The organism is Nonomuraea sp. NPDC005650 (assembly GCF_040605375.1).
Lineage (GTDB): Bacteria > Actinomycetota > Actinomycetes > Streptosporangiales > Streptosporangiaceae > Nonomuraea.
Genome location: NZ_JBEXCR010000023.1, coordinates 101011 through 126231 on the forward strand (window position 1 = coordinate 101011; position 25221 = coordinate 126231).

A 25221-nucleotide genomic window follows, 5' to 3' on the forward strand; every position below is an offset into this window, starting at 1 on the left:
CTCATCCCTCTTCCGGAAACAGCAGCCCGACCAGGGCCGCGATGTCGATGGGGGTGCCCATCCGCCGGTTGACGGCCACCGTGGAGAACAGGGTCCTGGCCGCCGTGGCGGTGTCGTGCGCGCGAAGCTCGCCGGCGGCGACCCGCTCGGCCAGGAACCCGCCGATCAGCTCCTGTCCTTCGCTCACCAGCGACGCCAGCGGCGCGCGGCCCCGGGCGGCGCTGAAGAACACCGCCATCAGCTCGGCGTGCTCGGCCAGCAGCCGATCGAACGCCTCCAGCAGCCCGGTCAGCACCTCGGTGGCAGGACGCGCGTCGGGACGCTCCGCCCGCAGCTCCCGCAGCCTGGGCAGGAAGCCCCGCTCCGACAGCAACGTCTCCACCATCGCCTCTTTGCTGTCGAAGTAGCGGTACAGCAGGCCGGGCGTCACTCCGGCCGCCTGCGCCACATCCTTGACCGTGGCGCCGTCCACGCCCTTGTCCGCGAACACCCTCAAAGCCGCGTCCAGCAGCTGCTCCCGGCGCCATGCCGCCTGCTCGCTTCGCGTCCTGGTCATCGCTCACCTCGTTGAGTAAACGTTTATTCAACGTACCACGGGGTTGACCCTGACGCTGGGTCAACCTCTCACCATGGTCGGCATGACGACGAGAACCACCTTGCCGACCGGCGAGGATGAGACGCGAGGCTTCACGGTCCACCACGACGGGGTCACGATCCCGGTGTCCCGCGGCGGCCGGGGGCGCCCGCTGGTCCTGTGCCCCGGGCTTAACTCGACGCGGGCCGACCTGCGCGAGCTGACCGAGCTGCTGCGGCGCGACCACGACGTGGTGACCTTCGATCTCAGGGGCCACGGCCTCTCCTCGGCCGCCGGCCGGTACTCCTTCGAGGCGTTCCTCGGCGACCTCGCCGCCGTGTTCGCGGAGCTGGGACGCCGGGGCCTGCCCTCGGCGCCCGTGCTCGTGGGCTACTCGCTGGGCGCGGACCTGGCCGTGCACCATGCCTCCCGGTGCCCTGACGACGTCGCCGAGCTGGTGCTCATCGACGGGGCGAACCCGTTGCCCGAACCGTTCATCACCGATGCCGACCTGGCGGAGTTCCGTACGATGGCGGCGGACCTGGCGGCGCGGCAGCAGGCCCAGCGGGGGACCGCGCGGCAGGTGCTGCTCACCGCGCGGGAGATCCACGACCTGAACCTCGAGATCGACGTGGTCCGGTCCGCGATCCTCGACCGGTACCGGAAGATCGACCACCCCATCAGCATGATCATGTCGAGCTCGATCGCCGGAGACGGCGGCGAAGGGCGGGCACCGCGGCACAACCGGCTCTGGCGCGCCGGCATCGAGCGGCTCGTCCGGGAGCGGCCGCACGTGGCCGCGTCCTGGCTCGACGCCGACCACCGGCTGGTCTTCACCCACGCCCCGCAGGTCGCCCGGATCATCCGGGAAGCGACCTCTTGAAGGGCTTTGGGAGACTGGTCCGATGCTGACCATCGGCGAGCTGGCGTCGTACGCCGGGGTGACGGTGCGCGCGGTGCGGCACTATCACGCCAAGGGGCTGCTGCCCGAGCCGGAGCGGGACCGCTCCGGCTATCGGCGATACGGCGCCGGCGCCGTGGTCGAGCTGATCAGGATCCGGACCCTCGCCGCGGCCGGGGTCCCGCTGGCGCGGGTGCGGGAGCTGCTGCGGGCCGACGAGGAGGAGTTCGCCGCGGCGGTCGCGGACATCGACAGGCGGCTGCGGGCGGAGATCCGCGAACGGCAGCGGCACCGGGAGCGGATCGCCCGGCTCGCCTCGGGTGACACCCTGGCGCTGCCCCCGGAGGTGGTCGAGTTCCTCGACCGGCTCCGGGCGCTCGGGGTCGACGAACGGATCGTCCAGGTCGAACGGGACGGCTGGATCCCCCTGGCCGCGCACTCGCCCGAGCGGGTGCAGGAGTGGGTGGCCCGCAAGCGGGAGCAGATCGCCGACCCGCAGCTCGTCGACTTCTACCGCACCCTGGGCCAGGCTCTCGACCGCCCCGGCGACGACCCGCGGCTGGTCGAGCTGGCCGACAAGCTGGCCGCCTACATCACGCGGATGGCCGACGAGCAGGGCGAGGACTACCTCGACGACGCCGACGTCGAGCCACCGTTCGCCAAGCTGATGGACACACTGGCGTTCGACACCGCGCCCCCGGCCCGTCGCCTGATCGAACTGCTGAGGCGGCGAGGCTGGACCGGCTGGACCAAGCTCGAACGCGTGGACCCGGCCGAAAAATGATTTGCGCGGGGGGCGGCGATCGGATAGATCTTGCAGCCGGATCCCTGCCGAGACGAGCGAGGGGCCACGACAGCGAGAGGAGGGATAAGCCCATGATCCCCATGATCACTGCGCTTGTGTCCTCCCGGGGCGCGGACCACGTCTGACCCCGGAGCGGACAAGCGCCTTCACCCGGAGAGCGCCTTGACCGTGAATGAGAACGACCTGACCATCCGCCCGATCACCGGGCGCGAAGAACTCGACCTTTTCTCCCGGCTGCCCTACGTCCTCAACGAGGAACTGGCGGACGACCTCGACGCCGGCCGCCGCCGGCCGGAATGGATGTGGGTCGCCCTGCGCGGCGGCCACCTGCTGGCCAGGGCCGCCTGGTGGGGCCGGGCCGGCGACGACACACCGTTCCTCTTGGACATTCTCGACCTCGACGACAGCGAGGTGGACCTCGGCGTGCGGCTGCTGCGGTCGGCCATGGCCGAAGTGCTCCCGGCGGGCGACCGTCCCCCCGGATACATCCGGATGGTCCCGCCCGACTGGCGCGAGGCCGGGGCGACCAGGCGCGTCGTCGAGGACCGCATGCTCGCCCTGGAACGGAGCGGCGCCCGCCTGCTCGTCGAACGGCTGCGGCTGGAATGGCGCCCCGGGACGCCGATCCCCGAGCCCAGCAAGCGCCTGGCGTTCCGGCCGGTCCGCGACACCGAGGAAATCCTCGCCCTGATGACCCAGGTCCTGGACGGCACGCTGGACGCGCACAGCAACGACGACCTGACCCGGATGTCGCCCCGCGAAGCGGCGATCAGGCACTATGAGGACGAACTCGCGCACTACCGCAGCCCGCGCGACTGGTGGCGGGTCGCGACGCTGCCGGACGGCGAGCCGGTGGGGTTCCTCACCCCGGCCCGCAACGACTACAACCCCGTCATCGGCTACCTCGCCGTGCTGCCCGCACACCGGGGCAACGGCTACATCGACGACATCCTCGCCGAAGGCACCCGGATCCTCGGCGCGCGGGACGACGTCCCGCGCATCCGGGCGGCCACGGATCTCGGCAACACCCCCATGGCGAACGCCTTCCGGCGTGCCGGATACGTCAACTTCGAACGCACGATCAACATGACCTGGGACTGATCCGGAGCCCCGGCGGCCTCGAGGGTCGCCGGGGCCCGGGGCATCACGTCAGGCGATCTTCTCGAGGAGGTAGGTCCCCGTGCCGTCGGCCATGCCCATGCTGTACTGCCGTACGCTCTCGGCGTCCGCGATCCTCGTCTGGCCCGCCATGTAGCCGCTGCTCTTGACCTGGATGCCGACCAGGTTCGAGCCGGGCACGTCCCGGTAGAGGTAGAAGCGCTGGCGGTCGTCCACGGTCAGGCAGCCGCCCTCCATGAGCCGGCCGCCCTCGCTGAGGGTCTCCGCGGAGTGCAGGGTCAGGCACTTGCCGCTGTAGCGGGTGATGAGGACGTACTCCGGCAGGCCGTTGCTCACCGGCCCCTGGCACAGGCTCCATTGGGCGCGCGACGAGCTCGACCAGCCGCGCAGGCGGATCTCGTCGGTGCCGTCCTCGTTCCACCAGTTGAGCAGCCGGTCCGGAGTGCCGATCCGGTAGTAACCGGGCTCGCAGGTGAACCCCGGCGGCGCGGCGAACGGCGCGACCACCCTGCCCGCCTGCTCTGAAGGCGTGGCCCGCTGCTGCTCGCGCGCCTTGGCCGGCGCGCCGTCGCAGCCTAGCTGGATCTGGGCGAGCCGCATGAGGCTGTTCGCGGGCACGACGTCCTCGCAGCGGATCGCGCCCTCCTCCATCACCGAGTACGTCGTGTAGGTGCCGCCGGGGCGCTCGACCCACTCCGTGGCGTACACGCCGCCGCCCTTGTCGACGCGGGCGCAGTTGAGGCTGCCGTACTCGCCGGTGACCTTCCTGGTGCCCTTGAACAGGCCGTAGTAGCCGGGCGCGAGGAAGTTCCAGGTGATGGTGGTGGTCTCCCTGTCGGTGGAGGAGGTGATCTTCTTGACAGTCCGGTTCACGAAGGACTCGACCCTGCCGAGGGTGGCGATGTTGAAGGAGGCCAGGATCTGGGTCGTGGTGCCGACCTCGACCGTGATCGTGGTGGCCGTCTCGAGTGTGATGGTCTGGGTGCCCGTCGTGCCCGCGGTGACGAAGAACGTCTTGAAGTGCGTGATCGTCGGTGTCGTCGTCGCACTCTTGACGAAGGGGTAGCGCTTGCCGAGGTCTGCCGTCGTGCAGGCGTCGCCGGCCTTCGGATCGGCCGCCGCGCTCGCGGGGCCGGCGGCCGCGACCGTGCCGGCGGCCATGGCGACGGCGATCAGCGCAGGTAAGAGCACGCCCCTGGTCCAGCGGCCGGGCCCGGATAATGACCGTTTCACTGTGACTCCCTTCGGCCGGCCCAATCCGTGAGGGCCGGCGCCATCTTTGCTGCAAGCGTTTTCAGCGCGACTTAACAGTGAGCAGCGACGGCGGGTCTGTCAAGAGGTTGTGTCAAGGTGGCGTACGGCGGGGTTCGGAGCGTCAGACGGAGCGTCAGACGGAGCGTCAGACGGAGCGTCAGACGGCGCCGCAGCCGCAGCTTCCGCGGATCACCAGTTGCGTCTCCAGCACGAGGTCGGCCGCCCCCGGGCCGCTGCCGTCGATCCGGCTCAGCAGCAGCCGCCCGGTCTCGCGGCCGAGCTCGCGCATCGGCTGGCGTACGGTGGTCAGCCCGGAGACCGGCAGCCCCGCCATCGGGATGTCGTCGAATCCGGTGACGGCCACGTCCTGCGGCACGCGATGGCCCTTGTCGAGGAGGGCGAGCACGGCCCCGATGGCGGTCTCGTCATTGGCGCAGACGAGCGCCCTGGGCGGCGGCCCGGCGTCCAGCAGCCGGTCGACCGCGATGAACCCGTCCGACTGCGTCAGCCCCACCCGGACGGGGCTCTCCGGCGTCCCGGCCCCGACGTGTCGGTGCGCCTGCGTGAACCCCCGCCACCGGTAGCCGGCGTCCGGCGAGCTGTCGGGGTCGCCCACGAACGTCAGCTTCCCGTACCCGTGGTCGACCAGGAGATGCCTGGTCAGACGGTCGAAGGAGGAGACGTTCTCCGTCCGTACCGTGGGGATGCCCGCGCGCGGCCTGCTGGCCAGCAGGACCACCGGGTCGCCGCGGTCGCGCAGCCGGTCCACCAGCTCGTCGGGCAGCACGCCCCCCATGACGGCGAGCCCGTCCACCCGCGCCGCGGTCTCCCTGACCAGCTCGCCCGACTCGCGCAGCAGGTGGGTGCCGAGGATGACGACGGCGAGCTGGGCGCGTACGGCCTCCTCCTCGAAGCCGCCGATCACCTCGGAGTAGTACGGCCCCGACAGGCCGGGGAACACGATCCCCAGCGCGCCGTGGGAGCGCTGGGCCAGCCCGCGGCCCAGCCTGCTCGGACGGAAGTCGTGACGCTCGATGGCGGCCAGCACGCGTCGGCGGGTTTCCTCGGAGACCTGCCCCACGCCGCGGGCCACCCGGGACACCGTTGCCACCGACACGCCCGTCTCCTGGGCGATCTCCTGGAGGGTCGCGCCCCGCCTGCCCTGCCTCGCCATCGCCGCACCCGAGCTCTGCAAACGCTTACTGAAGGTTTTCTGAAACTCTATGCCGTGCCCGTCGCGGCGCGCAATGTGCGCCGTGGACGGCGTCGTGTGGGCGGCGTCGTGTGGGCGGGGTACGGCGCGGGACGGTCGGGATCCCGGTCGACCGGTTGATCGTTTCCGCGGCTGTCGCTAGGGTTGGGCGCCTTTGCCTGGACCTGTCCGCCCGTTCTCTGTCCGCCCGTACCCGAGGATGTCCCGTGCGCCGCTACCGTTTCGGCAGGATCGCCGCGCTGTTCGCCGCCACCTACGTGGCCGTGGTCGTCGCGTCCGGCGTGCTCGCGCTGGTCACCGGCGATCCCGCGCTGCTGCGCGAGATCGTCACCGGGGGATGGGACCCGGACTTCATGCCCTACACCTGGTGGGTTGAGCTCCTCGTCGTCGCGGGCGGAGTCGTGCAGGGCTGGGCCTACTGGCAGGTGCTGCGCGGGCGGCCGGCCGGCGCGGCGGCGGTCAACGACAGGCCGGTCCGGCTGTTACGAGTGGCCCTGTACCTCAGCGTCGCGTGCGCGCTGCTGTGGCGGCTGCCGATCCCGTACCAGTGGTGGTCCGAACTGCCCGGTGAGCTGCTCGACGCCGCGGTCGTCGGGCTGTTCTTCGTGGTCCTCGCCGGGGCTCTGCCTCGGTGGCTGCGGCTGCTCGGGCTCGTGGCAGGGCTGGCGAACGTCGCCACGAACGTGGTCGCCACCATCGCCTACGGCCTCGGGCAGTTCTCCCTGGCGCAGAACGTCTCCCCGTACCAGCTCGGCAACGCCGTCTACCTGCTGTGGCTGGTGCCGCTCCTGGCCGGTCAGGCCAGGGACGCCCGCTGGGCCCGGGGCACCGTGCGGATGGGCGCGGCCTCGGCGGCGCTGTCGCTGCTGTCGTCCGGTGGTCATTCGATCGTCTCGTTCGGCGGCATGGGCGTCGACTACGACCTGCTGCAGCTCATGGCGCTGGGCGTCCTGGGCGTCTTCGGGACGGTGTGGCAGGCCCGTTCCGCTCACGACCTCGGCGGTCCGGCCCCCTTACCGGCTCCGGCGCCTCCGGCCCGGGTCGCGCCCGCGCGGGCCTGGCCCCTCGCCGCCGTGGCCGTGGCGCTCCCGCTGGTCCCCGCGGTCGTCAACCTCGCGGACGGCATGCCCGCGTGGATCGGCCCCCGGGGCGCGGTCGACGATTTCTTCCACGGGTACATCAGCTACCCGGCCACGGTGCTCTGGGTCGCCGCGGACCTGCTCGTCGGGGCCGGCGCCCCGGCCGTGCTGGTCCTGGTCGCCGTCGTACGCCGGACCAGGCGGTTGCTGCGGGTCACGATGCTGACCCTGACCCTCGCCGCGGCGGCGGGCGTCGTCACCGTCCTCACCACGACGTCCGAGGCGGACTGGCAGCTCTTCCCCGAGATGACCGAGCAGCGGCTGGCGCTGTACCCGGACGGGCTGTTCGACCGGAACGGGCGGGGCGAGATCCTCTTCGGGCTCTCCCCGCTGTGGTACAGCGCCGCGCTCGCCGCCTCCGCCCTCCTCCTGCTTCTGCTGTACGGCGCCCCGCCCGCCGCCCGCCTGCGCCACCACATGCTGGTGACGGCGCTGGCCACCTCCGTGACCCTGTGCTTCCTGCCGGCGGCCGACCAGTCACGCGGCCCGGTCACCACGGCCGAGGACTGCTCGCCGCCCGAGCCCTGGGAGACGGAGGGCGAGCCCGTGCGCACTCCTCCATCGACCGGCCCGCGCGCCTTCATCTGCGCCGTACGGCAACAGCGCACGCTCACGTTCGCCGCCACCACGCCCGACCAGGTGCTGCTCGCCCACGGCCGCCGGCTGTGCGCCGCCTACACCCGTCGCGACCCGCGCGAGCTGGCCCGCCTGCGGGATACCGAAGGGGTGCAGGTCGGCAACCTGAGCGGGGTGCTCGCCGGGATCTGCCCGGCCGCGAACGCGCAGGTCACGGCGGAGGCGGCGGCCGACGAACGAGAATTCGACGAGTTCACGGCCGAGGAGCGGCGCAAGTGCGACGCCACCCCGCGCCACCGGCCCCTCATCAAACCCGCCAAGGCCATCCGCCTGAAGGAGCCGGAGTGGCCCGAGGCGGGCCTGGAGCTGTATGACGAGCTCGTGGACGAGGGCAAGAGCACGACCGCCGGCCCGGTCAGCGCCGGGCCCGGCCACGTCGGTGTGAGCACGCATTCCGATTTCCACGTCTGCGTCACGCTGGAGACCTACGCGCGCCGCCCACCGGTCGAGACCAAGGGCTGGGACCACGTCGTCGAGGTCGGCTACAGCAACCGGAGCGGCGAGATGAGCTTCATCGACGGCCTGAGCGGCACCGAACTGCCCGACCTGTCACTCGACCGCCGCAAAGGGCACTACCGCATCCGCGTGCACTTCGCCTGGTTTCCCTGGAAGGGCGACGGGGACGGCACCCAGCGGCTGCTGATCATGGCGTACCCGGGACCGGGCGACAAGGTCACCACCTACCGCAGACCTCCGAAGCGACGCTGACGCCTCAGGGCCTGATGGTGTCGGGGAACCCGGTCCAGCGCAGGTCGGCCGGGAGGTGGCTCATGTCGTTGAACATCACGATCGTGGGCGGCAGGCCGCCGCGGTACTCGATGAGCGTCAGCGCGGTGTTGGCGCTGTTCAGCCCGAGCCACCGGGACGGCGGCGCGTCCAGCGCGTGCCGTACGAGCCACGCGATCGGGTACGCGTGCGTCACCACGACCTCATGGGTGTCGGCCTCGGGGACCCTCGCGAACCGGGCGACCAGCGCCTCGGCGAGCCGGTGGCCCGAGGCCGCCTCGGCGGCGTCGTAGCCGTCGAAGAAGCCGGCCCAGGACGGGGGCGTTTCGGCCGCGCCGGGAACGTAGGGCACGTGGTCGATGAGCTCGGCGGCCTCGGCCACGGGCACGTCAGGCAGGTGCCGGGCGAGTTCGCGCGCGCTCGCGGCGGCGCGCGGCAGCGGAGAGTGCCACACGGCGTCGACCGGTACGCCGGCGAGCCGTTCGCCCAGCAGGCTCGACTGCCGGTGCCCGATGTCGGTGAGATTCCCGAACGCGTCGGCCGCGCCGTGGCGGGCGAGATAGAGGTGTCGAGTTGCCATGAGCGGTGAGGGGCGCGGCGCCCGCGTCCCGTCTCCTTTCGAGCTGAAGGCGTGGGGTCTTCCGGCACAGGCACCGGACAACGGCTCCCGGCCGGTTAGGCGTTCGCCGCCGTGACGGTGCCGGCGGTGCCGTTGATCGTGACGACGGCGCCGTCGCGGAGCCTGCCGGTCGCGCCCGGGATGCCGAGGACGGCGGGGATGCCGTGCTCGCGAGCCACGATCGCGGCGTGGCAGAGCACGCCTCCGATCTCGGTGACGACGCCGGCGGCGATGCGCAGCAGCGGCGTCCAGGCGGGGTCGGTGAAGGGGCAGACGAGGATGTCGCCCGGGCGCACGCGTCCGAAGTCGCCGGGGCCGCGGACGATCCTCGCGGTGCCGGTCACGGTCCCATGGCTGCCAGGTGTCCCGGTGAGCGCGCCGGCCGCGGTGCCCGTGGTGCCCGCGGTGCCGGAAGGCGGTGGGGGCGTGGCGCCGGAAGGCGGTGGGGGCGCGGCGGTGACCGGCCGGGCCTGCAGGATCCAGAGGCGGCCGTCGGCGATCGCCCACTCGATGTCCTGCGGTCCGCCGCGTACGGCGGCGATCTCCTCGCCCAGCCTGGCGAGCCGCGTGGCGGTCGAGTCGTCGATCGCCGGCTGCTCCCGGGCGGAGGCGGGCACATCGCGCACGACGAGCCGCGTGCCACGACGGTCGAGGCGGGTCCGTTTGTCGGCGATGGTGCGGGTGACCGACCCGTCCTCGGCGACGCGGTAGGCGTCAGGGGTGACCTTGCCCTCGACGACGCTGGGACCGAGCCCCCAGGACGCCTCGATGCCGGTCGGCTCCTTCGGGTCCGCGGGTGTGAACATCACCCCGGAGACCTCGGCGTCCAGATGGCGCTGGACGATGACGGCCATCGCGAGATCGTGGTGGCCGGAGGCGCCCCGGTAGCCGATGGCGCGGGGGGAGAACAGCGAGGCCCAGCAGGCACGTACGGCATCGGCGACCTCGCCGGCTCCGCGCACCCCGAGGAAGCTCTCGTGCTGACCCGCCGCCGACGCCTGAGCGGTGTCCTCGTTCGCGGCCGATGATCTCACCGCCACGGGCGGGTCGCCGAGCTCGCCGAGCGCACGTCCCAGTGCGCCGACCACGGCGGCGTCGACCGGGCGGGCCCCGATCGCCCGTCGCGCCGCGTCGAGATCGTCCGGCCCGCCGAGGTCCAGGTCGCGGGCGGCGGCGAGGTACGCGGCGAACGGGACGACGAAGCCGTCGGGCACCGGCAGACCCGCGCGGAGCAACACGCCGAGCGCGCCGGCCTTGCCCCCGCAAGTGCCGGCGACAGCCTCCGTCAAGGCTACGATCACTCGCTCCTGCCTTTCAACAATTTATTGACAACGTTTTGTTGATTCTGCATCATGAGTTCCATGTCACGCAAGCAGGACATCTCACACGCCGCGCACGCTGACCACGCCCAGGCTCACCGTGAGCGGGAGGCGCGCGAGCGCCTTCTGAGCCGAGGCGCTGACGCGCTCGACCCGCGTCCGTGGCGGCCCCCGCCCGTCCCACCGTCGGCGGTCGACCTCGTGGAGTTCGCCGTCTATCGCCACGCCGACCTGGGCCCGGAGGACATCCTGAGCGCGCTCGCCCTCCTGCCCGCCGCGCGCGCCGAGGTCGAAGGACTCGAATCGGGCCTGCTGTTCATGGCCCGGAGCGCGGGGCTGACCTGGGCGCAGATGGCGCAGGTGATGGGGTTCAACTCCCCGCAGGCGTGCCAGCAGCACTACAACCGCCTGACGGCACGGCAGGAGGCCGACTCATGACACGGGACTCCGAGCTCGACCTGCTGGTCCTGCACGCCGTACGCATCACCGGGTTCGCGGACACCCCGGTGATCGCCGATCGGTACGGCCTCGACGCGGCCGAGACGAAGGAGGCGCTGCACGACGCCGAGGCGCGCGGCTGGGTGCAGTACGCCGCCTTCGCCGGCACCGGAGGCTGGTCGCTGACCGAGTCGGGCCGGGCCGAGAACGAGCGCCGGCTCGCGGCCGAACTCGCCCGCGTCGGCGGTGGCGACGAGGTCCGCGACGTCTACCGCGAGTTCCTCCCGCTGAACGCCATCCTGCAACGGGCCTGCACCGACTGGCAGCTCCGGCCCACCGCCGGCGATCGGCTCGCCGCCAACGACCACTCCGATCCCGCCTGGGACGCCAGAATCCTCTACGAGCTCGCCGGTATCGACCGCTCACTCACCCCGCTCGCGGACCGGCTCGGGAGCGTCCTCACCCGGTTCCGCGGATACGACACCCGATTCGCCGCGGCCCTGGCGCGGGTCCAGGCAGGGGAGGGCTCCTGGGTCGACCGCACCGACGTCGACTCCTGCCATCGGGTCTGGTTCGAGCTCCACGAAGACCTCATCGCCACGCTCGGCATCGACCGGCACGCGGAGCCCTGACCATTGGCGCTAACGTGTTCGGATGTCCCGCCTGCCCATCCTCTGCGCCGCCGTCCTGACCGTCGCGGCCGGATTGGGGGTGCGCGCGTTCTTCGACGGCCCCGTGCCGAAGTACGCGGGCGACGCCCTCTACACCGTGCTGATCTACACGCTCGTGGCGCTGATCCTCCCCAAGGTGCGTCCCTGGGTGGCGGCGTCGGTCGCGGCCGGGGCGAGCTGGGTGATCGAGTTCGCCCAGCTCGGGGAGATCCCGGCCGTGCTGCGGCCGCTGCTGGGCAGCACGTTCAACCCGCCCGACCTCTTCTGGTACGCGGTCGGCGCCGCGGCGGCCTGGGCCGCGCACACGCTCTGGTTGCGGCGGGCGAGGGCGGTCGTCGCAGCTTGTCGCGGGCGGGATGACGGGGTGGCGTCATGAGGGTTCGTCGCGGAAGTCCCCGGCGTGGTCGCGGGCCCACTCACCGTACGTGCGGGCGGGCCGGCCGATGACCTTCTCGACCGTGTCCGTGGCCGGCATGGGCCGGTCGACGGCGGCGGCGGACTCCCTGATCACCACGTCGGCGACCTGAGGCGTCGTCCAGGAGCTCAGCTCCGCCCGGTGCTCCTCCACGTCCTGGACGGCGAAGCGGACCGTACGGCCGACGGCCTCCCCGATGAGCTCGGCCTGGCGTCTGCGGCTGACCAGCTCCGGCCCGGTCAGCGTGTACGTCGCGCCTTCGTGCCCCGGCTCGGTCAGGGCGCGTACGGCGACCGCCGCGATGTCCGCCTCGTGCACGGGGGCCGACCGCGAGTCCGGGAACGGGTCCCGCACCATCCCCTCGGCCCGGATCAAGGGAGCCCACTGCAGCGTGTTGGTGGCGAAGGCGCCCGGGCGCAGGAACGTCCAGGCGATCCCCGAGCGGGTCACCGCCTGCTCGGCGTCCCCGTGCAGGCGGCTGATCGCGTCGGCCGCGTCGGGGTCGGCGAGCAGCGCCGACAGCAGCACGACGTGCTCCACCCCGGCGGCCGCGGCCCGGGTGAGGAAGCCGCCCAGGCCGCGCGGCTCGGCGTACAGGAAGACCTTGGTGACGCCGGCGAGCGCGGCGTCGAAAGTGGCCGGGTCGGCGAGGTCGCAGAGCACCGCGTCCACCCCGGCGGGCAGGCGGGCCGCGCCCGGGTCCCGGCCGGCCGCGCGGACGGGCTGTCCCACGGCGAGAAGTTGCTGTACGAGGCTGCGCGCGACGTGCCCGCGCGCTCCGGTGACCAGAATCGTCATGTGACCAGGCTGGCCGCGCGGCCGGGACGGCGGGTAGGCCCCGCCGGGCCTGGGACTCGTAGTACCAGGCCATGATGGAAGACGATGAACAAGGACGAGCTGGGCAGTTTCCTGCGAAGCAGGCGCGAGCGGGTCAGGCCGGAGGCGGCGGGGCTGGCGCCCGGACACCGGCGCCAGACACCGGGCCTGCGGCGCGAGGAGGTCGCGCTGCTGGCCGGGATCTCCGTCGACTACTACATCCGGCTGGAGCAGGGGCGCGGGCCGCAGCCGTCCGCGCAGGTGCTCGCCGCGCTGAGCCGTACGTTGCGGCTGACCGGCGACGAGCACGACTATCTGCTGCGGATGGGCGGCCAGACCCCGCTTCGGGCCGGCCCCGCGCCGGAGATCCCCAAGAACGTGCTGCGCCTGCTGGATCGCCTCGACGAGGTTCCCGCCATGGTCGTCAACGTCTGCTGGGACCTGCTCGCCTGGAACAGGATGCTGGTCGCGCTCATCGGCGACCCGGCGGCCAAACCGCGCGGTCGGCGCAACACGCTGCGCTGGCTGTTCGGCGGCGCGCCCGCCCTGCTGGGCAACCACGCCGCGCTGGCCCGCCAGGCCGTCGCCGACCTGCGGGCCAGCGGCCGCTACCCGGACGATCCAGAGGTACGGCGGTTCGTGGACGAACTGGCGGCGGACAGCCCCCTTTTCGCCGAGCTGTGGGCGGCGCAGGACATCGAGGTGCAACGCACCGTCACGAAGCGAGCCGTGCACCCCGTGTTGGGCGAGATGGAACTCGACTGCGACATCCTGCCCCTGCCCGGCGGCGACCACCGCATCGTCCTCTACACCGCGGCCCCGGGCACCCCCTCACACCACGCCCTCCAGCGCCTGAGGTCACTCAGCGGCAGCGGCTCTTCCTGAGCCCGCCGCTCAGGGCCTGCGCATCCCTACGCGGCCACGTCTTCGCAGCGAACCGTGACCACTGCGAAGAACACGTGCGAGCGCGCATCCTGCGAAACCACCGACTCGAACACGTCACACGCCGTGAACCCATGGCTGAGCGCGTTCTGCCTGGCGGCGTCCTCGGCGCCGGCGAGCGCGGTGCCCTCGTCGACGCCCTTGCCGAAGCCGTCGAACAGCGCGCCGCCCTGCACGGTGGCACTCGCGGAGGCGGGCAGCGCGGCACCGAGGGCGCCGGAACCGGCCAGCGCCGCCGCAGCCACCGCGACCAGCAGTTTTCTCTTCAGGTACATCATGGAATCTCCTCGCGAATAGGTCGCTGGGTCTACACCCGATGGGCGTTCCATCCCGTTCCACGACGCCCGGCGGCCCGCTGGGCTGATCACGACAGGAGGCCGCGCCGGCGACGACGCGTCCAGGCGCTCAAGGTCGGCTTCTCCGTGTCCGCACCGTGGCGGTCGTCAGCTCAAGGTCGGCACGCCGCCGCACTCGGCCCGTTCGACCGTGACGCCGGGCAGGCCCCTGACCCATCGGCCGGTGATCTCGCCGAGCCGGGTGGCCCGCGGGGGAGTGCGGCCCAGCCCGATGGCGTACCGGGCCGATCGAGGACGGGTCTCGAACGGCCGCGGCCAGGCGTGCACGTCCCGGATTCCGGCCTCCTCCAGGGCGGCGAGCAGGTCCAGCAGCCGTCCCCTGACCCGGCCGAGCTCTTCGGAGGGTACGGTCAGCACCGCCCACGCCGCGTGCCGCCGGTGCAGGGGCGGCGGTGCGAGGAGTTCGGCGGAGCGGCCGTTCTCGGTGAGCTCCCAGGCCTGGTAGAGCTCCTGGGTGAGCAGGTCGAGACCGCCGGGGGAGACCTGGCGGGCGCAGTTGCGCACGGGGGCGCTGGGCGTCATCACCGCGATCGGGTCCGGCTGGGGCGGGGTGGGATCCAGGGCGATCGGGTCTCGCCAGTCCCAGGCGGCCCACGTACTGAAGAAGCGCCCGAGCAGGTCGCCGGCGGGGAGGTCGCCGCTCCCGCGTACGGTGTGCGCGGCCATGACCGCCCAGGCCAGGCCGGGGAGCCCGCCGAACGGGGCCGAGTCCAGGCCGCGGGCCCGCGCCCACGCCTTCACCTGCCTGGCGAGCAGGGCGAAACGGGCGTGGTGCCCGCCGACGGCGGTCCGGATCGCGTCCGCGTCGCTGACCGCGCTCAGGGCGATCGCGGCCGCCTCGCCCAGCTCGGCGCGGCGGGCCGGCGCCTGCTCGGGGGGAAGCGATCCGGTGGGGACCACGGTCAGGTCCACCTCCAGATCGGCCGTACGGAACCGCAGGCCCGCCACCCGTGCGCCGATCACCTGGCGCAGCCGGGCCGCGTCGGGCAGCGCCGCACGCACCAGGGCCGCCACCTCGGTCATGTCCGTTTCGCCGGGCAGCGCCGCCACCAGGTCCAGGTCGGCGTCCGGGAGCCCGCAGCCCATGCGCCGGGATCCGGCGACGCACACGAGGCCCGGCCGCAGCACCTCCTCCAGCCGCCGGGCAACCCGGTCGGCCACGGCGTCGAGCTGTCCCTCCGCCTGGCCTTCCGTGCTGATCACTGCGTCGAGCCGTGTCTCCGCCTGGCCCTCCGCGCCGGTCACGAGCTCGGGGAGCCAGCGGATCTCGCCCGTGCCCAGCGTGACCCGCGCTCGGGGGCGCATGGGCTCGTCCGCGCGGCGCGACAGCAGCACCAGCTCCCCGACCTGCGCCGTCATCCCGGCCAGGCGGATCGCGTCGTCCGTACGGCCGAGCGTCAGGTGCGGGGTGAAGCCTTCGGGGCGTCCCTCGCAGCGGGGGAAGCGCCGTTCGAGCGCGCGACGCAGCCGGCCCCACGGCGTCGGGTCGCCGCCGGCGGCGGGGTCGAGCCAGGCCGTCGAGTGGTCGCGATGCCGGAACGTCCGCACCCCCTCCAGCCTGGCGGCGAACGGCTCGACCTCGGCCGCCGCCGCGGCCAGCAGCGGCGCCGCCGCCTCGAACTCCGACTCCGGCACGAAGCCGAAGAGCAGGTTGACGTGCGGCGGCCAGCGGTCGATCTGCGGATCGTGCGCGCGGCGAACGGCCTGGATCGGCGGCCACAGCTCCCGTGGCGGGATCCACGCCACCGCCGTCCGCGCCGTCGGCGGCACGTCGAGCACCCCGTCGGGCTCGTCACCGGTGGCGTCGAGGACCGCCTCCACCCCGTAGTGGTCGGAGACGTACAGCCCCTCGGGGGTGGGCGTGTCGCCGCGCAGGGCCGCCGAGATCACCCGAGGCCGGCCCCTGAGCAGGATCCGGTCCAGGCGCGCGGCCCGGCCGGATCGGGAGGAGAGCGCCGCCAGCGGGTTGGCGTCCGGGTCGAAGGTGGGGGTCTGGTCGGGTCCGTGCGCCTCTGTCCAGGCGTCGCGGAGGCCGAGCGCGGACGCGGGGGTGTCCGTGCCGTCGTTGAAGTCGCCCAGCAGGACCACGTCGCCGTCCACGCCGGCCAGCCCTTCGGCGATCCTGGCCAGCTCGGCCCGCCGCCTGGCCGCGCCGTCGCTGGAATGGTCGCTGGTCAGGTGGGTGACCGCGACGACGAGGGGGCCGGTGGCGGTGTCCACGACGATGGCGGCCACCGACTTGTGCGGGCCGAGCTCGTGCCGGGCCGCCTCCCGTACGGGCAGCCGGCTGAGCAGCAGCAGGCCGCTGTCGTCGACGTCCGGGCCGTACGGGTCGGTGCCGACGGTGTAGCCGGCGCGTACCCAGGGCGCGGCCAGCAGCATCGACACCAGCGCGGGCTCGACCTCCTGCAGGGCGATGACGTCGGCGTCGGCCGCTTCGAGGGCCGCCAGGAGCAGGGGGCGGCGCCGGGCGGTGTCGATGAGGTCGCTGTCGTAGCGGTCCCACAGCGTGTTCCACGTCAGCACGCGCGCAGCCGGGTGCCCGGAGCGCGCGTGCCCCGCGGCGGGGCGCCACCCGCCGGCCGGGTCCCAGGCGTGCGGGGTCCTGGCCGTGAAGAACGGCGGACGCAGGCGGAGCGGGTCGCGCGCCCGGCCGGCCTCGCAGGTGTCGACGCGATCCAGACCCGTGGCGCGGTCCCAGACCAGCTCGCCGTCCGCCTCCACGAACAGCACCCGGTGCCAGGGGATGTCGCCCCCCGGGGTGAACGCGGGCAGCGCGACGCGCTTGGGCGCGGCGTCCCGCTGGCCGACTCCCAGGACGAACCTGGACGGGTCGAACCGCGGGTCCCAGCGAACCCGGTGGTAGATCTCCTCACTGGTACGCATCACGCCTCCGCCCCGTCCAAGGTGCCGTCCACGTCGTCGACGGTCCCGGACGCCCCGACGTACCAGGTGCGATGGGCCTGCCCGGGATACGGCGGGACGAACCGGCGCGCCTGCGCGACCAGCACGTGCGAGGGCACCGGATGGTCGCGGCGGGCGTTGCGCCGGTGCAGCTCGTCCTCCTCCACCAGCGCGACCGCGTGCGTCGTCAGCGCGTCGCGGCGGCGCGCCACGGCGTGCACCAGGGAACGCTGGTGCTGGTTGAGCGAGGTGGCGTCCCACACCACGGTGCCGCCGGCGGCCAGCGCGGCGTCGAGCCGGTCGAGCCCCTCGCCGAGCACCTCCCGGTTGGCCCGCTGGTCGGCCCGCGCGCCCCGGGCCTGGCGCAGGTCGTCCAGCGACAGGTACGCGTCCACCCCCGGCAGGCCGGCCGCGAACGTGCTCTTGCCGCTGCCCGACGGCCCGATCAGCTGCACCAGCCTGGGGAACGGCCTGGACCGCCACCGCCAGGTCGCCGCGACGGCCTCCTCGACCGTGGCGATCCGTCCCCTGGCCCAGGAGTCGCGGGCCTCCGCCCAGCACCGTTCGGCCGCCTGCGCGCCGAGGCCGGACAGGGCCTCGCGCAGGCCGTCACGTAAGGGCTCCAGCGGCTCCGGCCCGAGCAGCCCGGCGTCCTCGGCGTGCAGGGCCGACCACTCGACCTGCTCGCGTGCCTGGTCGTCCGCGTGCCCGGCCGGCACGGCCGCCGCCACGGCGTGCAGCACGCCCAGGTCGGCGGCCAGCGCCATGCGCCCCAGCCCGGCCCGCCGCTCCTCGTCCGGGTACGGCCGGTGCAGCGCACCGTGCAGCCCGACCAGGTCCGCGACCCGCCGCGCCGGCCCCATGCCCAAGGGGCCCGCCAGCCGGGCGGCCAGCCTGGCCCGCGGCACGGCGTGCAGCGCCACGGCCAGCACACCCGCCAGCCGCGCGTCCCCGCACCGGCCGATCGCGTCCAGCCGGGCCGACACCTCAGCCACCGCCTCCGGAACCACGCGCCCCGCTTCGCCTCCGGCCACCGCCTCCGGGGCCACGCGCCCCGCTTCGGCTCCGGCCGCCGCCTCCGAGGCCACGCATCCCGCTTCGGCTCCGGGGAGACCCACCGCGCTCAGCAGGGCGTCCACGTCGGGGTCCGCGCCCGAGCGTACCGACCACAGCGCCGCGGCCGGGCCCAGAACGTTCGGCACGACGGCGGCGTGCATCCAGTGCGTGTCCGTCCGCACGTGCTGCGGCCGCACCCACTTGGCCACCCGCCCCGCGAACTCCTCCCGCGCGAACCCCTCGACGGCCCGCACCACGTAGCCTTCCTGCCGCTCAGGATCCAGCCGCAGCCCCCGCAGCGCCCGCTCGTCGAAGACGCCGCGCCACAGCACCGGCGGTACCGGAACCCCGAGCCCGCGCAGGAAGGCGACCGTGCGGTCCCAGTCGAGGCACCGATCGCCGTCCCAGGCCGAGAACCCGTAGAACCAGCTCTCCAGCCCCTGGTAGGCGATGGAGTGCCGGGCGTACATGTTCTCCCCGCACACGCGCCACCCCGCCGGGATCCGCCCGCCGATCCGCCCCTGCAGCCCCTTCACCCACGCCCGCGACGGATGGTGGGCCGAGTCCAGCGACCTGGCGTGCAGGCCGTCGGCGTACAGGGTGGTGTTCTCCCCGTCGAGCTTCTCGGTGACCACGACCTCGCGCCCGCGCAGCCCGGACAGGTCGCCCGCGCGCACGTCGTCCGGGGTCGCACCGGGCGACCAGGGCAGGTGAGGGGTACGCGGATAGTGCACGCGCATGATCCCTCCCCTCTCGGCCGGAGTCACTGTACAAGTGGCGGGAGACCCGCCTCCATCGAATTAGCCGCAGGGCACGAAACTTTCACCGGCGCATCCTGCTCCAAAGCGAGCCGCTGACCAGCATAAATAACCAGTTTACGCCCTGGCTGTCTTACCTGACTCATTGACAGGGCCAGAGGCCGTGCCGATACTTTCGCCACAAGTCCGATAATTTCAGCACCGCCACGAGGAGGAAGCACGCACATGAACGGCACCCCCGCCCACCCGAAGAGCCGCACCGGGCCGATCGTCGGCCGTGCCTGCGCCCTGGTCGTGGCGCTGGTCGCCGCCGTGCTGATGCCGCCCGGCATCGCCAACGCGGCCCCCATAACCTCCAACCAGACCGGCACCGACAACGGCTACTTCTATTCGTTCTGGACCGACAGCCCCGGGTCGGTGTCCATGAACCTGGGATCCGGCGGCAATTACAGCACCTCATGGAGCAACACCGGCAATTTCGTGGCCGGCAAGGGCTGGAATCCCGGCGGACGCAGGACCGTGAACTACTCGGGCAGTTTCAACCCGTCAGGCAACGCTTATCTGGCCCTGTACGGGTGGACGAGAAATCCGCTCGTGGAGTATTACGTCGTCGACAACTGGGGCACCTACCGGCCCACGGGGACGTACAAGGGCACCGTGACCAGCGACGGCGGCACGTACGACGTCTACCAGACCACGCGCTACAACGCCCCCTCCATCGAAGGCACGAGGACCTTCAACCAATATTGGAGCGTCCGGCAGTCGAAGAAAACGGGCGGCACCATCACCGCGGGCAATCATTTCGACGCGTGGGCCCGTTTCGGCATGAACCTGGGCAGCCACGATTACATGATCCTCGCCACCGAGGGATACCAGAGCAGCGGAAACTCCAACCTCACGGTGGACGGCACTTCCGGCGGCGGAGGCGGCAACCCCGGCGGCGGCTGCACCGCGTCGTTGTCCGCGGGCCAGCAGTGGAGCGACCGCTACAACCTCAACGTCGCCGTCAGCGGTTCGAGCAACTGGACCGTGACGATGAACGTGCCCTCTCCCGCGAAGGTCATCGCCACCTGGAACATCACCGCCAGTTACCCCAGCACGCAGGTGCTGACCGCCAAGCCCAACGGCAACGGCAACAGCTGGGGCGTGACGATCCAGCACAACGGCAACTGGACCTGGCCGACGGTCTCCTGCGCCGCGAGCTGACCGCCGCCCCTTTTGATCTTTTCGGCCCGTTCCGCTCGACCGTGAATGCCCTCTGAGCCACAATCGGCGCTGACGCCACAAGCGTGCTACAGCGCCACCACAAGGCGAGGAGGTGGGTCATGGTCGACACGACCTTTGCAGTCTTGGGCCCGGTGCGGGTGTGCTGGGCCGACGGCCGGGAGGTTCATCTCACCGGCAAGCCGCGTGCCCTCCTCGCCAGCCTGCTTCTCAACGTCAACACCCTGGTGTCCAGGGAGCGGCTGGTCGAGGCCCTGTGGGAAGATCCGCCCGCCTCGGCCATCCCCAACCTCCAGACCTACGTCGGCCAGCTCCGCAGGAGCCTGTCGCTCGACGCGCGGCTCCTCACCAGGGAGACGGGATACACCTTCGAGGCCAGCGCCGAGGAGGTGGACCTCCTCCAGTTCGAACAGGCGGTACGGCTGGCGCGGAAAGAGGCCGAGGCGGGCGACGTCCGCGCCGCCGTCGCCCAGTTCGAGAAGGCCATGGCGATGTGGCGGGGGAAGCCCGCCGAAGGCACCAAGCTCTCCGGCCACATGCTCGCCCGCGTGACCGAGCTGGAGGAGCGGCTGGCCGCGGTCAGGCTCGACTGGGCCGAGGCGAAGCTCGTCCTCGGCCAGCCGGCGGAGGTGATCGAGGACCTCCGCGCGTTCGTCGCCGAGCAGCCGCTGCGCGAGCAGGCGTGGCGGCTGCTCATGCTCGCGCATTCACGCGCGGGACAACGGGACAAGGCGCTGGAGGCCTTCCAGCACGCCCGCTCGGCGCTCACCGACGAGCTGGGCCTGGAGCCCGGCGAGGAGCTGCGGCAACTGCAGGCCGCCATCCTGGCCGGCACCACGCCGGTGAGCGAGCCCTTACCGTGGACGCCGGTCTGCCAGCTCCCCTCGGACGTCAAGCATTTCAGCGGCAGGGAGGCCGAGCTGTTCGTCCTGGACGGGCTGCTCCCGCTCGCGGACGAGGCGCCGCCGCGCACCGCCACGACCTGCGTGATTACCGGCTCCGGCGGGGTCGGTAAGACCGCGCTCGCCGCGCACTGGGCCCACGCGGTGCGTGACCGCTTTCCCGACGGCCAGCTCTACGTGGACCTGCGGGGGTTCAGCCCGGCCGAGACGTCCATGTCGCCGTCGGAGGCGGTGCGGATCCTGCTGGGGTTCCTCCAGGTGCCCCACCACCGCATGCCCTCCACCTTCGGGGAGCAGATCGGGCTCTACCGGAGTCTGCTGGCCGGCCGGCGGGTGCTCCTCCTCCTGGACAACGCCCGCGAGCCCGACCAGGTGCGCCCGCTGCTGCCCCCGTCCCCGGAGGCCCTCGCCCTGGTGACCAGCCGGACCGCGCTCACCGGCCTGATCGCGGCCGAGGGCGCCCAGTTGCTGCGGCTGGCGCCGCTCTCCGACGAGCAGGCCGGTCTGCTGCTGAGACGCCGTCTGGGCCAGGACCGCATGGCGGCCGAACGCGCGGCGGTGGACGACATCATCAAGACGTGCGCGGGGTTGCCGCTGGCGCTCGGGATCGTCGCCGCGCGGGCCATCATCAACGCCGGGCTTCCGCTGGCGTCGCTGGCGGACGAGCTGCAGGCGGAGACCACCCGATTGGACGCCTTGCAGACCGAAGAGCTCAGCACCGACCTGCGGGAGGTCTTCGGCTCCTCCTATCGCGTGCTGACCCCTCAGGCGGCCGAGACCTTCGCCTATCTGGGCCTGGCGTCCGGCCCCGACATCAGCCTGCCCGCCGTCGCCGGCCTCATCGGCCATCCGGTGGCCCGCACCCGCACGCTGCTGCGCACCCTGGAGACCGCCCATCTGCTGTACCAGCACGTTCCCGGCCGCTATCGGATGCACGACCTCGTCCGCCTCTACGCCATCGAACGCGCCCGCCTCGACCTGAGCGCGGGTGCCCGTACCGCCGCCGTGCGCCGGCTCGTGGACTTCTACCTGCACACCTCGCACGCCGCCGACCGCCTGCTCTCTCCCCGCCGCCGGAACGCCGTCGAGATGGAGCCGCCGGCCCCCGGTTGCCTGCCGTACGCCTTGGCGGACGTGGCGCAGGCCCAGGCCTGGTTCAAGGCCGAGCACGCCTGCCTGCTCGCCGCTCAGCGGCTGGCCGTCGAGCACGACCTCCACGCCGCCGTGTGGCAACTGGCCTGGACGCTCGACACCTTCCACCTGGGCCACAACATGCTCCAGAACAGCGTTTCGGCCTGGCGCATGGCGGCCAGCGCCGTCGAGCATCTGAACGATCCGGCCGCCGATGCCCTGGTCCACCAGTTGCTCGGCCGCGCCTGCACCCGGGTGGGGCACCACGCGGAGGCCCTGTCCCATTTCGCCGAAGCCCTCGCCCTGTACGAGCGGACGGGGAACATCGCCGGCCAGGCCCATGTCCGCCACACGCTCGCCCTGGCCTGGGGCCACCGGAACGAGCCCCAGCAGGCGCTGGTCCACCTGGAGCACGCGCTGCGCCTCTACCAGGACATCGACGACGTCATGGGGGAGGCCAACGCGTTCAACTCCCTGGGGTGGGGCCACGCGATGCTCGGCGACTTCGCCAAGGCTCAGGGGTACTGCGAGCAGGCGCTGGCCCTGCTCCGCCGGCACGGCGACCGCAACGGCGAGGCGGCGACCCTCGACAGCCTCGGCTACATCGCCCACAACACCGGCCATCACACCCGAGCCCTCGACTACTACCGCAACGCCTTGAGGCTGCGGCGGGAGACCGGCAACGCCAGCCAGGAGGCCGACACCCTGTCCAACCTCGGCGACACCTACCAGGCCCTCGGCCGGTACGACGAAGCCGCCCGAGCCTGGAGCCAGGCCCTGGCCATCTACCGGGACCAGCACCGCACCGCGAAGACGAAGCACGTGCAGGAGAGGCTCGACACCTTGCGCGCGAGATCCTCCTGAGCCCCGGCGGGCTCAGCGGGGGATCGGGAGCGTGCGATCGGGACGATCCGCGCGGTACGCCGCGCCGTCCGGATAGACGCACCACGAATCGCCCCGCCGCGCCGGGATCGGGCTCGTCCGCGCCTCGCCCGGAGCGGGGAGCTGGAGGTGCCGGACCCGTTTCGCCGCGTCCCAGATCAGCAGCCCGCGGATGTCGCCGAGAAGATCCATTTTGACCGGGTCGTACAGAGGATGGCTCCACAGGCCGCCCACCTCGGCGTGGACGAACCGGTCGTCCAGCCAGGCGACGTGCTCGTCGCACAGCGGGCCCCACCTCCGGTCGCACGGCACGCCCCCGATGCCGGTCGGGACGGCCGCGCTCCGGCCGTCCATCCACAGCAGGGGCTCGGGCCCGGCCAGCAGCAGAGCGTGGTGCCGCCGGTCGGGGGTGAAATACGCCCGGAACGTCACGCCCCGGCGGGAGCGCCGGTAGGACCTCCCGTACGGCGCCAGGCCCGCGGCCGTGCAGTCCTCGACCGTCAGCGCGGCCGGGGGATCCGCGCGGTCGCCGCGCGCCACGGCGGCCATCCACCGCTCCAGGGCCTCGCCACTCGTGGTCGCCATTCTGGGAGCGCGGCGCGGACGGCGCCACCGGCCGTGCCCGGACCAGTTAACACTCCCGACACGGCTTGACCAGTCAGGTCCGCTCGATCCCAGGTAACCTTGATCCATGAGTGTGGGCGCCGCGGGCGGGTTCGATCGTCGGAATCTTCGCGAGCGGTGTGTTGCGTATCTTCGTGGTGAGATCGTGTCGGGAGCGCTGCAGCCCGGCGAGCACATCAAAGAAGCCCACCTCAGCGAGGCGCTGGGGATCAGCCGGGGCACCCTGCGTGAGGCTCTGCGTTCGATCGAGAACGAGGGCCTGCTGGTCAACGACGGCAAAGGCCACATGCGCGTCAGGACCCTGAGCGCGGCGGAGATCGCCGATGTCTTCGAGGTGCGCAACGCCCTTGAGATCCTGGCGGCGTCCAAGCTCGCGCGCAGTTCCCGGCGCGGGGAGTTCGCCGACCTGCTCGAGGACAAGATCAGGCCGCTGCGGCGGCAAGATCTCGGCTTCGGTGAGCGGATCGAGGTCGATCTCGGCTTTCATGCCTTCCTGTGCGAGCTGACGGGCAACAACACGTTGAGCGCCGCCTGGCGCCAGTTGATCGGCCAGATCCGCATGATGATCATCGCCGCCGGGCCGGATCGCGCCATGGGGCGGATGCGTTATGAGGAGCATCTGCCGATCGTGGACGCCATCCGGTCCGGCGAAGTCGACGCGGTGCAGGAGACGCTCACCAGCCACATGAGCGACTTTTCGCAACGCTACGTCGGCGACGCCCTCGAAAGGGCCTCGGCCGAGACGTCATCGCACCCGTCGTAGGGTCTCGAAGAACGCGCGCTTCGTTTCCGTGCTGACTCCCCAGTTGATCGGCACGGCCTGGTAGCCGTTCGTGTAGTCCCCGCGGGTCGGCTGAGGGGGGTTGGTCGTGATCGAACCGGGGTCGAAGTACCCCCAGGACGCGCCGGCGGCGAGCGCGGCCTTCATGTGGTTGTGCGGCTGGTCGAAGTCGAAGTGATCGTCCTCGTTGAACATGATGGGCTTGGGAGCGTATCCAGGCGTCGACTTCACCTCTTCGACCATGTCGCGCAGCCGGTCCGGGGCCGGGGTTCCGTTCCCGTGCAGCAGGACGAAGTCCGACTCGGTGAGCACCTCGGGGGTGATGATGGGCGGCAGGGCGAGAAAGCTGGTGCTCACCAGCAGGCGCCGGCCCTCGTGTGACACCGACTTCGCATGCGCGATCAGCTCGTGCACGCGCGGGGCCTTGATCAGGTCGTGGGTGTAGTGCGTGTGGTAGTTCACCTCGTTCGCGATCTCGATCAGGACGTGCTGCCAGCCCGACTGGAGCACCCACTGGCACACCTCGGTGATCGCGGTCCTGATCGCGTCCTCGTCGCGCAGCCAATGATCTTGGCCGTGATAGAAGATGTCGAGGATGACGGCGAGGCCGAGCCGATCAGCCTCTTCGAGGATGTTGCCGACGCGGCGCCGGTAGCCGTCCTTGAAGTGACCGTCGGCGGTGAACCCGGCGTTGTCCCAGGGCTGTCGCGTGCTGTAGCCCTGTGGGCTGCCGCCCTGGATTCCGACCGTGAACGCGTTGAGCCCGTCGGCCTTCCACTGGGGCATCGCCGCGACGAACTCGCGGTTGTTGCGCTCCGCGTCCCACGCTCCGGTGTCCGGGTAGGCCCACATGTGAACGGTGGCCGGGTTCGCGTCGTCGAAAGCTCCGTTGATCATCCGGCTGTTCAGCAGGAGGCCGTCGAGGGGAATGTCGTCGAGCTTGCGGCCCTGGTTGGCGATCTGACCGTCGATGAGGAAGTCGGTGTCCCGGATCGAGATCGTGGTCATGGATGGTC

At 72.2% G+C, this 25221-nt stretch carries 22 protein-coding genes; 11 read left to right on the forward strand and 11 right to left on the reverse strand.

Annotated features, from left to right (window positions below):
- Position 1: 1 nt before the first annotated feature.
- Entirely contained in the window at positions 2-556 is a 555-nt protein-coding gene (locus ABZS69_RS35800) for a TetR/AcrR family transcriptional regulator (RefSeq protein WP_355379826.1), read from the reverse strand.
- Between the two features lie 82 nt (positions 557-638).
- On the opposite strand from ABZS69_RS35800, the gene ABZS69_RS35805 reads away from it, so the two are divergent.
- The 3 genes from ABZS69_RS35805 to ABZS69_RS35815 all read left to right on the forward strand — a co-directional run bounded on the left by ABZS69_RS35805 (position 639) and on the right by ABZS69_RS35815 (position 3381).
- On the forward strand, positions 639-1457 hold the full coding sequence (locus ABZS69_RS35805) for an alpha/beta hydrolase (RefSeq protein ID WP_355379827.1): 819 nt from the start codon (positions 639-641) through the stop codon (positions 1455-1457).
- A 22-nt stretch (positions 1458-1479) separates the two neighbouring features.
- Positions 1480-2259, forward strand: coding sequence for a MerR family transcriptional regulator (locus ABZS69_RS35810; RefSeq protein WP_355379828.1), 780 nt, complete (start codon positions 1480-1482; stop codon positions 2257-2259).
- 189 nt (positions 2260-2448) lie between these two features.
- Positions 2449-3381 (forward strand): GNAT family N-acetyltransferase, encoded by a 933-nt coding sequence (locus ABZS69_RS35815; RefSeq protein WP_355380007.1) that lies wholly within the window; start codon positions 2449-2451, stop codon positions 3379-3381.
- 48 nt (positions 3382-3429) lie between these two features.
- Here the strand turns inward: ABZS69_RS35815 and ABZS69_RS35820 are convergent, their stop codons facing one another.
- Both ABZS69_RS35820 and ABZS69_RS35825 read right to left on the reverse strand, forming a co-directional pair.
- Positions 3430-4632, reverse strand: a complete 1203-nt coding sequence (locus ABZS69_RS35820; RefSeq protein WP_355379829.1) for a hypothetical protein — start codon at positions 4630-4632, stop codon at positions 3430-3432.
- A gap of 178 nt (positions 4633-4810) precedes the next feature.
- On the reverse strand, positions 4811-5827 hold the full coding sequence (locus ABZS69_RS35825) for a LacI family DNA-binding transcriptional regulator (protein WP_355379830.1): 1017 nt from the start codon (positions 5825-5827) through the stop codon (positions 4811-4813).
- Between the two features lie 245 nt (positions 5828-6072).
- On the opposite strand from ABZS69_RS35825, the gene ABZS69_RS35830 reads away from it, so the two are divergent.
- A complete protein-coding gene (locus ABZS69_RS35830) occupies positions 6073-8349 on the forward strand; it encodes a hypothetical protein (RefSeq protein WP_355379831.1) in 2277 nt (758 codons plus the stop codon).
- A 4-nt stretch (positions 8350-8353) separates the two neighbouring features.
- Here the strand turns inward: ABZS69_RS35830 and ABZS69_RS35835 are convergent, their stop codons facing one another.
- Both ABZS69_RS35835 and ABZS69_RS35840 read right to left on the reverse strand, forming a co-directional pair.
- A complete protein-coding gene (locus tag ABZS69_RS35835) occupies positions 8354-8947 on the reverse strand; it encodes a histidine phosphatase family protein (protein WP_355379832.1) in 594 nt (197 codons plus the stop codon).
- A gap of 95 nt (positions 8948-9042) precedes the next feature.
- The gene (locus ABZS69_RS35840; protein ID WP_355379833.1) at positions 9043-10275 is read right to left on the reverse strand and encodes a PEP/pyruvate-binding domain-containing protein; all 1233 of its coding nucleotides are present in this window, start codon (positions 10273-10275) and stop codon (positions 9043-9045) included.
- Between the two features lie 72 nt (positions 10276-10347).
- Here ABZS69_RS35840 and ABZS69_RS35845 point away from each other — a divergent pair, with 72 nt between their 5' ends.
- From ABZS69_RS35845 to ABZS69_RS35855, 3 genes are read left to right on the forward strand one after another with little or no spacing between them, the layout of a single operon-like run.
- Entirely contained in the window at positions 10348-10743 is a 396-nt protein-coding gene (locus ABZS69_RS35845) for a DNA-binding protein (protein WP_355379834.1), read from the forward strand.
- A complete protein-coding gene (locus ABZS69_RS35850; RefSeq protein ID WP_355379835.1) occupies positions 10740-11375 on the forward strand; it encodes a transcriptional regulator in 636 nt (211 codons plus the stop codon). The genes ABZS69_RS35845 and ABZS69_RS35850 overlap by 4 nt, the downstream gene beginning before the upstream one ends.
- 22 nt (positions 11376-11397) lie before the next feature.
- Positions 11398-11790, forward strand: coding sequence for a DUF2809 domain-containing protein (locus ABZS69_RS35855; RefSeq protein ID WP_355379836.1), 393 nt, complete (start codon positions 11398-11400; stop codon positions 11788-11790).
- Here the strand turns inward: ABZS69_RS35855 and ABZS69_RS35860 are convergent.
- Positions 11785-12627: an NAD(P)H-binding protein gene (locus ABZS69_RS35860; RefSeq protein WP_355379837.1), complete on the reverse strand. Its 843-nt coding sequence runs from the start codon at positions 12625-12627 to the stop codon at positions 11785-11787. The two genes, ABZS69_RS35855 and ABZS69_RS35860, sit on opposite strands and share 6 nt — an antisense overlap.
- 84 nt (positions 12628-12711) lie before the next feature.
- Between ABZS69_RS35860 and ABZS69_RS35865 the strand changes: the two genes are divergently transcribed.
- A complete protein-coding gene (locus tag ABZS69_RS35865; protein WP_355379838.1) occupies positions 12712-13530 on the forward strand; it encodes a helix-turn-helix transcriptional regulator in 819 nt (272 codons plus the stop codon).
- A gap of 26 nt (positions 13531-13556) precedes the next feature.
- On the opposite strand, the gene ABZS69_RS35870 is transcribed toward ABZS69_RS35865, so the two are convergent.
- The 3 genes from ABZS69_RS35870 to ABZS69_RS35880 all read right to left on the reverse strand — a co-directional run bounded on the left by ABZS69_RS35870 (position 13557) and on the right by ABZS69_RS35880 (position 18643).
- The gene (locus ABZS69_RS35870; RefSeq protein ID WP_355379839.1) at positions 13557-13865 is read right to left on the reverse strand and encodes a hypothetical protein; all 309 of its coding nucleotides are present in this window, start codon (positions 13863-13865) and stop codon (positions 13557-13559) included.
- Positions 13866-14030: 165 nt separating this feature from the next.
- On the reverse strand, positions 14031-16829 hold the full coding sequence (locus tag ABZS69_RS35875) for a poly(A) polymerase (RefSeq protein ID WP_355379840.1): 2799 nt from the start codon (positions 16827-16829) through the stop codon (positions 14031-14033).
- The gene (locus tag ABZS69_RS35880) at positions 16829-18643 is read right to left on the reverse strand and encodes an RNA ligase family protein (protein WP_355379841.1); all 1815 of its coding nucleotides are present in this window, start codon (positions 18641-18643) and stop codon (positions 16829-16831) included. The genes ABZS69_RS35875 and ABZS69_RS35880 overlap by 1 nt, the downstream gene beginning before the upstream one ends.
- Positions 18644-18886: 243 nt before the next feature.
- Here ABZS69_RS35880 and ABZS69_RS35885 point away from each other — a divergent pair, with 243 nt between their 5' ends.
- Together ABZS69_RS35885 and ABZS69_RS35890 are read left to right on the forward strand one after the other, a co-directional pair.
- Positions 18887-19867 carry a glycoside hydrolase family 11 protein gene (locus ABZS69_RS35885; protein ID WP_355379842.1) on the forward strand — a complete coding sequence of 327 codons (981 nt, stop codon included), beginning with the start codon at positions 18887-18889 and terminating at the stop codon, positions 19865-19867.
- A gap of 119 nt (positions 19868-19986) precedes the next feature.
- A complete protein-coding gene (locus ABZS69_RS35890) occupies positions 19987-22782 on the forward strand; it encodes a BTAD domain-containing putative transcriptional regulator (RefSeq protein ID WP_355379843.1) in 2796 nt (931 codons plus the stop codon).
- 12 nt (positions 22783-22794) lie between these two features.
- Here the strand turns inward: ABZS69_RS35890 and ABZS69_RS35895 are convergent, their stop codons facing one another.
- Positions 22795-23385 (reverse strand): hypothetical protein, encoded by a 591-nt coding sequence (locus ABZS69_RS35895; RefSeq protein ID WP_355379844.1) that lies wholly within the window; start codon positions 23383-23385, stop codon positions 22795-22797.
- A gap of 106 nt (positions 23386-23491) precedes the next feature.
- On the opposite strand from ABZS69_RS35895, the gene ABZS69_RS35900 reads away from it, so the two are divergent.
- A complete protein-coding gene (locus ABZS69_RS35900) occupies positions 23492-24187 on the forward strand; it encodes a GntR family transcriptional regulator (protein ID WP_355379845.1) in 696 nt (231 codons plus the stop codon).
- Here the strand turns inward: ABZS69_RS35900 and ABZS69_RS35905 are convergent.
- Positions 24170-25213, reverse strand: a complete 1044-nt coding sequence (locus tag ABZS69_RS35905; protein WP_355379846.1) for a hypothetical protein — start codon at positions 25211-25213, stop codon at positions 24170-24172. The two genes, ABZS69_RS35900 and ABZS69_RS35905, sit on opposite strands and share 18 nt — an antisense overlap.
- Positions 25214-25221: the final 8 nt, after the last annotated feature.

Bases quoted from the DNA above. Each gene is read 5' to 3' on its own strand.
- ABZS69_RS35800 (WP_355379826.1), bottom strand. From the start codon at position 556: ATGACCAGGACGCGAAGCGAGCAGGCGGCATGGCGCCGGGAGCAGCTG.
- ABZS69_RS35805 (WP_355379827.1), top strand. From the start codon at position 639: ATGACGACGAGAACCACCTTGCCGACCGGCGAGGATGAGACGCGAGGC.
- ABZS69_RS35810 (WP_355379828.1), top strand. From the start codon at position 1,480: ATGCTGACCATCGGCGAGCTGGCGTCGTACGCCGGGGTGACGGTGCGC.
- ABZS69_RS35825 (WP_355379830.1), bottom strand. From the start codon at position 5,827: ATGGCGAGGCAGGGCAGGCGGGGCGCGACCCTCCAGGAGATCGCCCAG.
- ABZS69_RS35835 (WP_355379832.1), bottom strand. From the start codon at position 8,947: ATGGCAACTCGACACCTCTATCTCGCCCGCCACGGCGCGGCCGACGCG.
- ABZS69_RS35845 (WP_355379834.1), top strand. From the start codon at position 10,348: ATGTCACGCAAGCAGGACATCTCACACGCCGCGCACGCTGACCACGCC.
- ABZS69_RS35850 (WP_355379835.1), top strand. From the start codon at position 10,740: ATGACACGGGACTCCGAGCTCGACCTGCTGGTCCTGCACGCCGTACGC.
- ABZS69_RS35855 (WP_355379836.1), top strand. From the start codon at position 11,398: ATGTCCCGCCTGCCCATCCTCTGCGCCGCCGTCCTGACCGTCGCGGCC.
- ABZS69_RS35860 (WP_355379837.1), bottom strand. From the start codon at position 12,627: ATGACGATTCTGGTCACCGGAGCGCGCGGGCACGTCGCGCGCAGCCTC.
- ABZS69_RS35865 (WP_355379838.1), top strand. From the start codon at position 12,712: ATGAACAAGGACGAGCTGGGCAGTTTCCTGCGAAGCAGGCGCGAGCGG.
- ABZS69_RS35870 (WP_355379839.1), bottom strand. From the start codon at position 13,865: ATGATGTACCTGAAGAGAAAACTGCTGGTCGCGGTGGCTGCGGCGGCG.
- ABZS69_RS35875 (WP_355379840.1), bottom strand. From the start codon at position 16,829: ATGCGTACCAGTGAGGAGATCTACCACCGGGTTCGCTGGGACCCGCGG.
- ABZS69_RS35880 (WP_355379841.1), bottom strand. From the start codon at position 18,643: ATGCGCGTGCACTATCCGCGTACCCCTCACCTGCCCTGGTCGCCCGGT.
- ABZS69_RS35885 (WP_355379842.1), top strand. From the start codon at position 18,887: ATGAACGGCACCCCCGCCCACCCGAAGAGCCGCACCGGGCCGATCGTC.
- ABZS69_RS35890 (WP_355379843.1), top strand. From the start codon at position 19,987: ATGGTCGACACGACCTTTGCAGTCTTGGGCCCGGTGCGGGTGTGCTGG.
- ABZS69_RS35895 (WP_355379844.1), bottom strand. From the start codon at position 23,385: ATGGCGACCACGAGTGGCGAGGCCCTGGAGCGGTGGATGGCCGCCGTG.
- ABZS69_RS35900 (WP_355379845.1), top strand. From the start codon at position 23,492: ATGAGTGTGGGCGCCGCGGGCGGGTTCGATCGTCGGAATCTTCGCGAG.
- ABZS69_RS35905 (WP_355379846.1), bottom strand. From the start codon at position 25,213: ATGACCACGATCTCGATCCGGGACACCGACTTCCTCATCGACGGTCAG.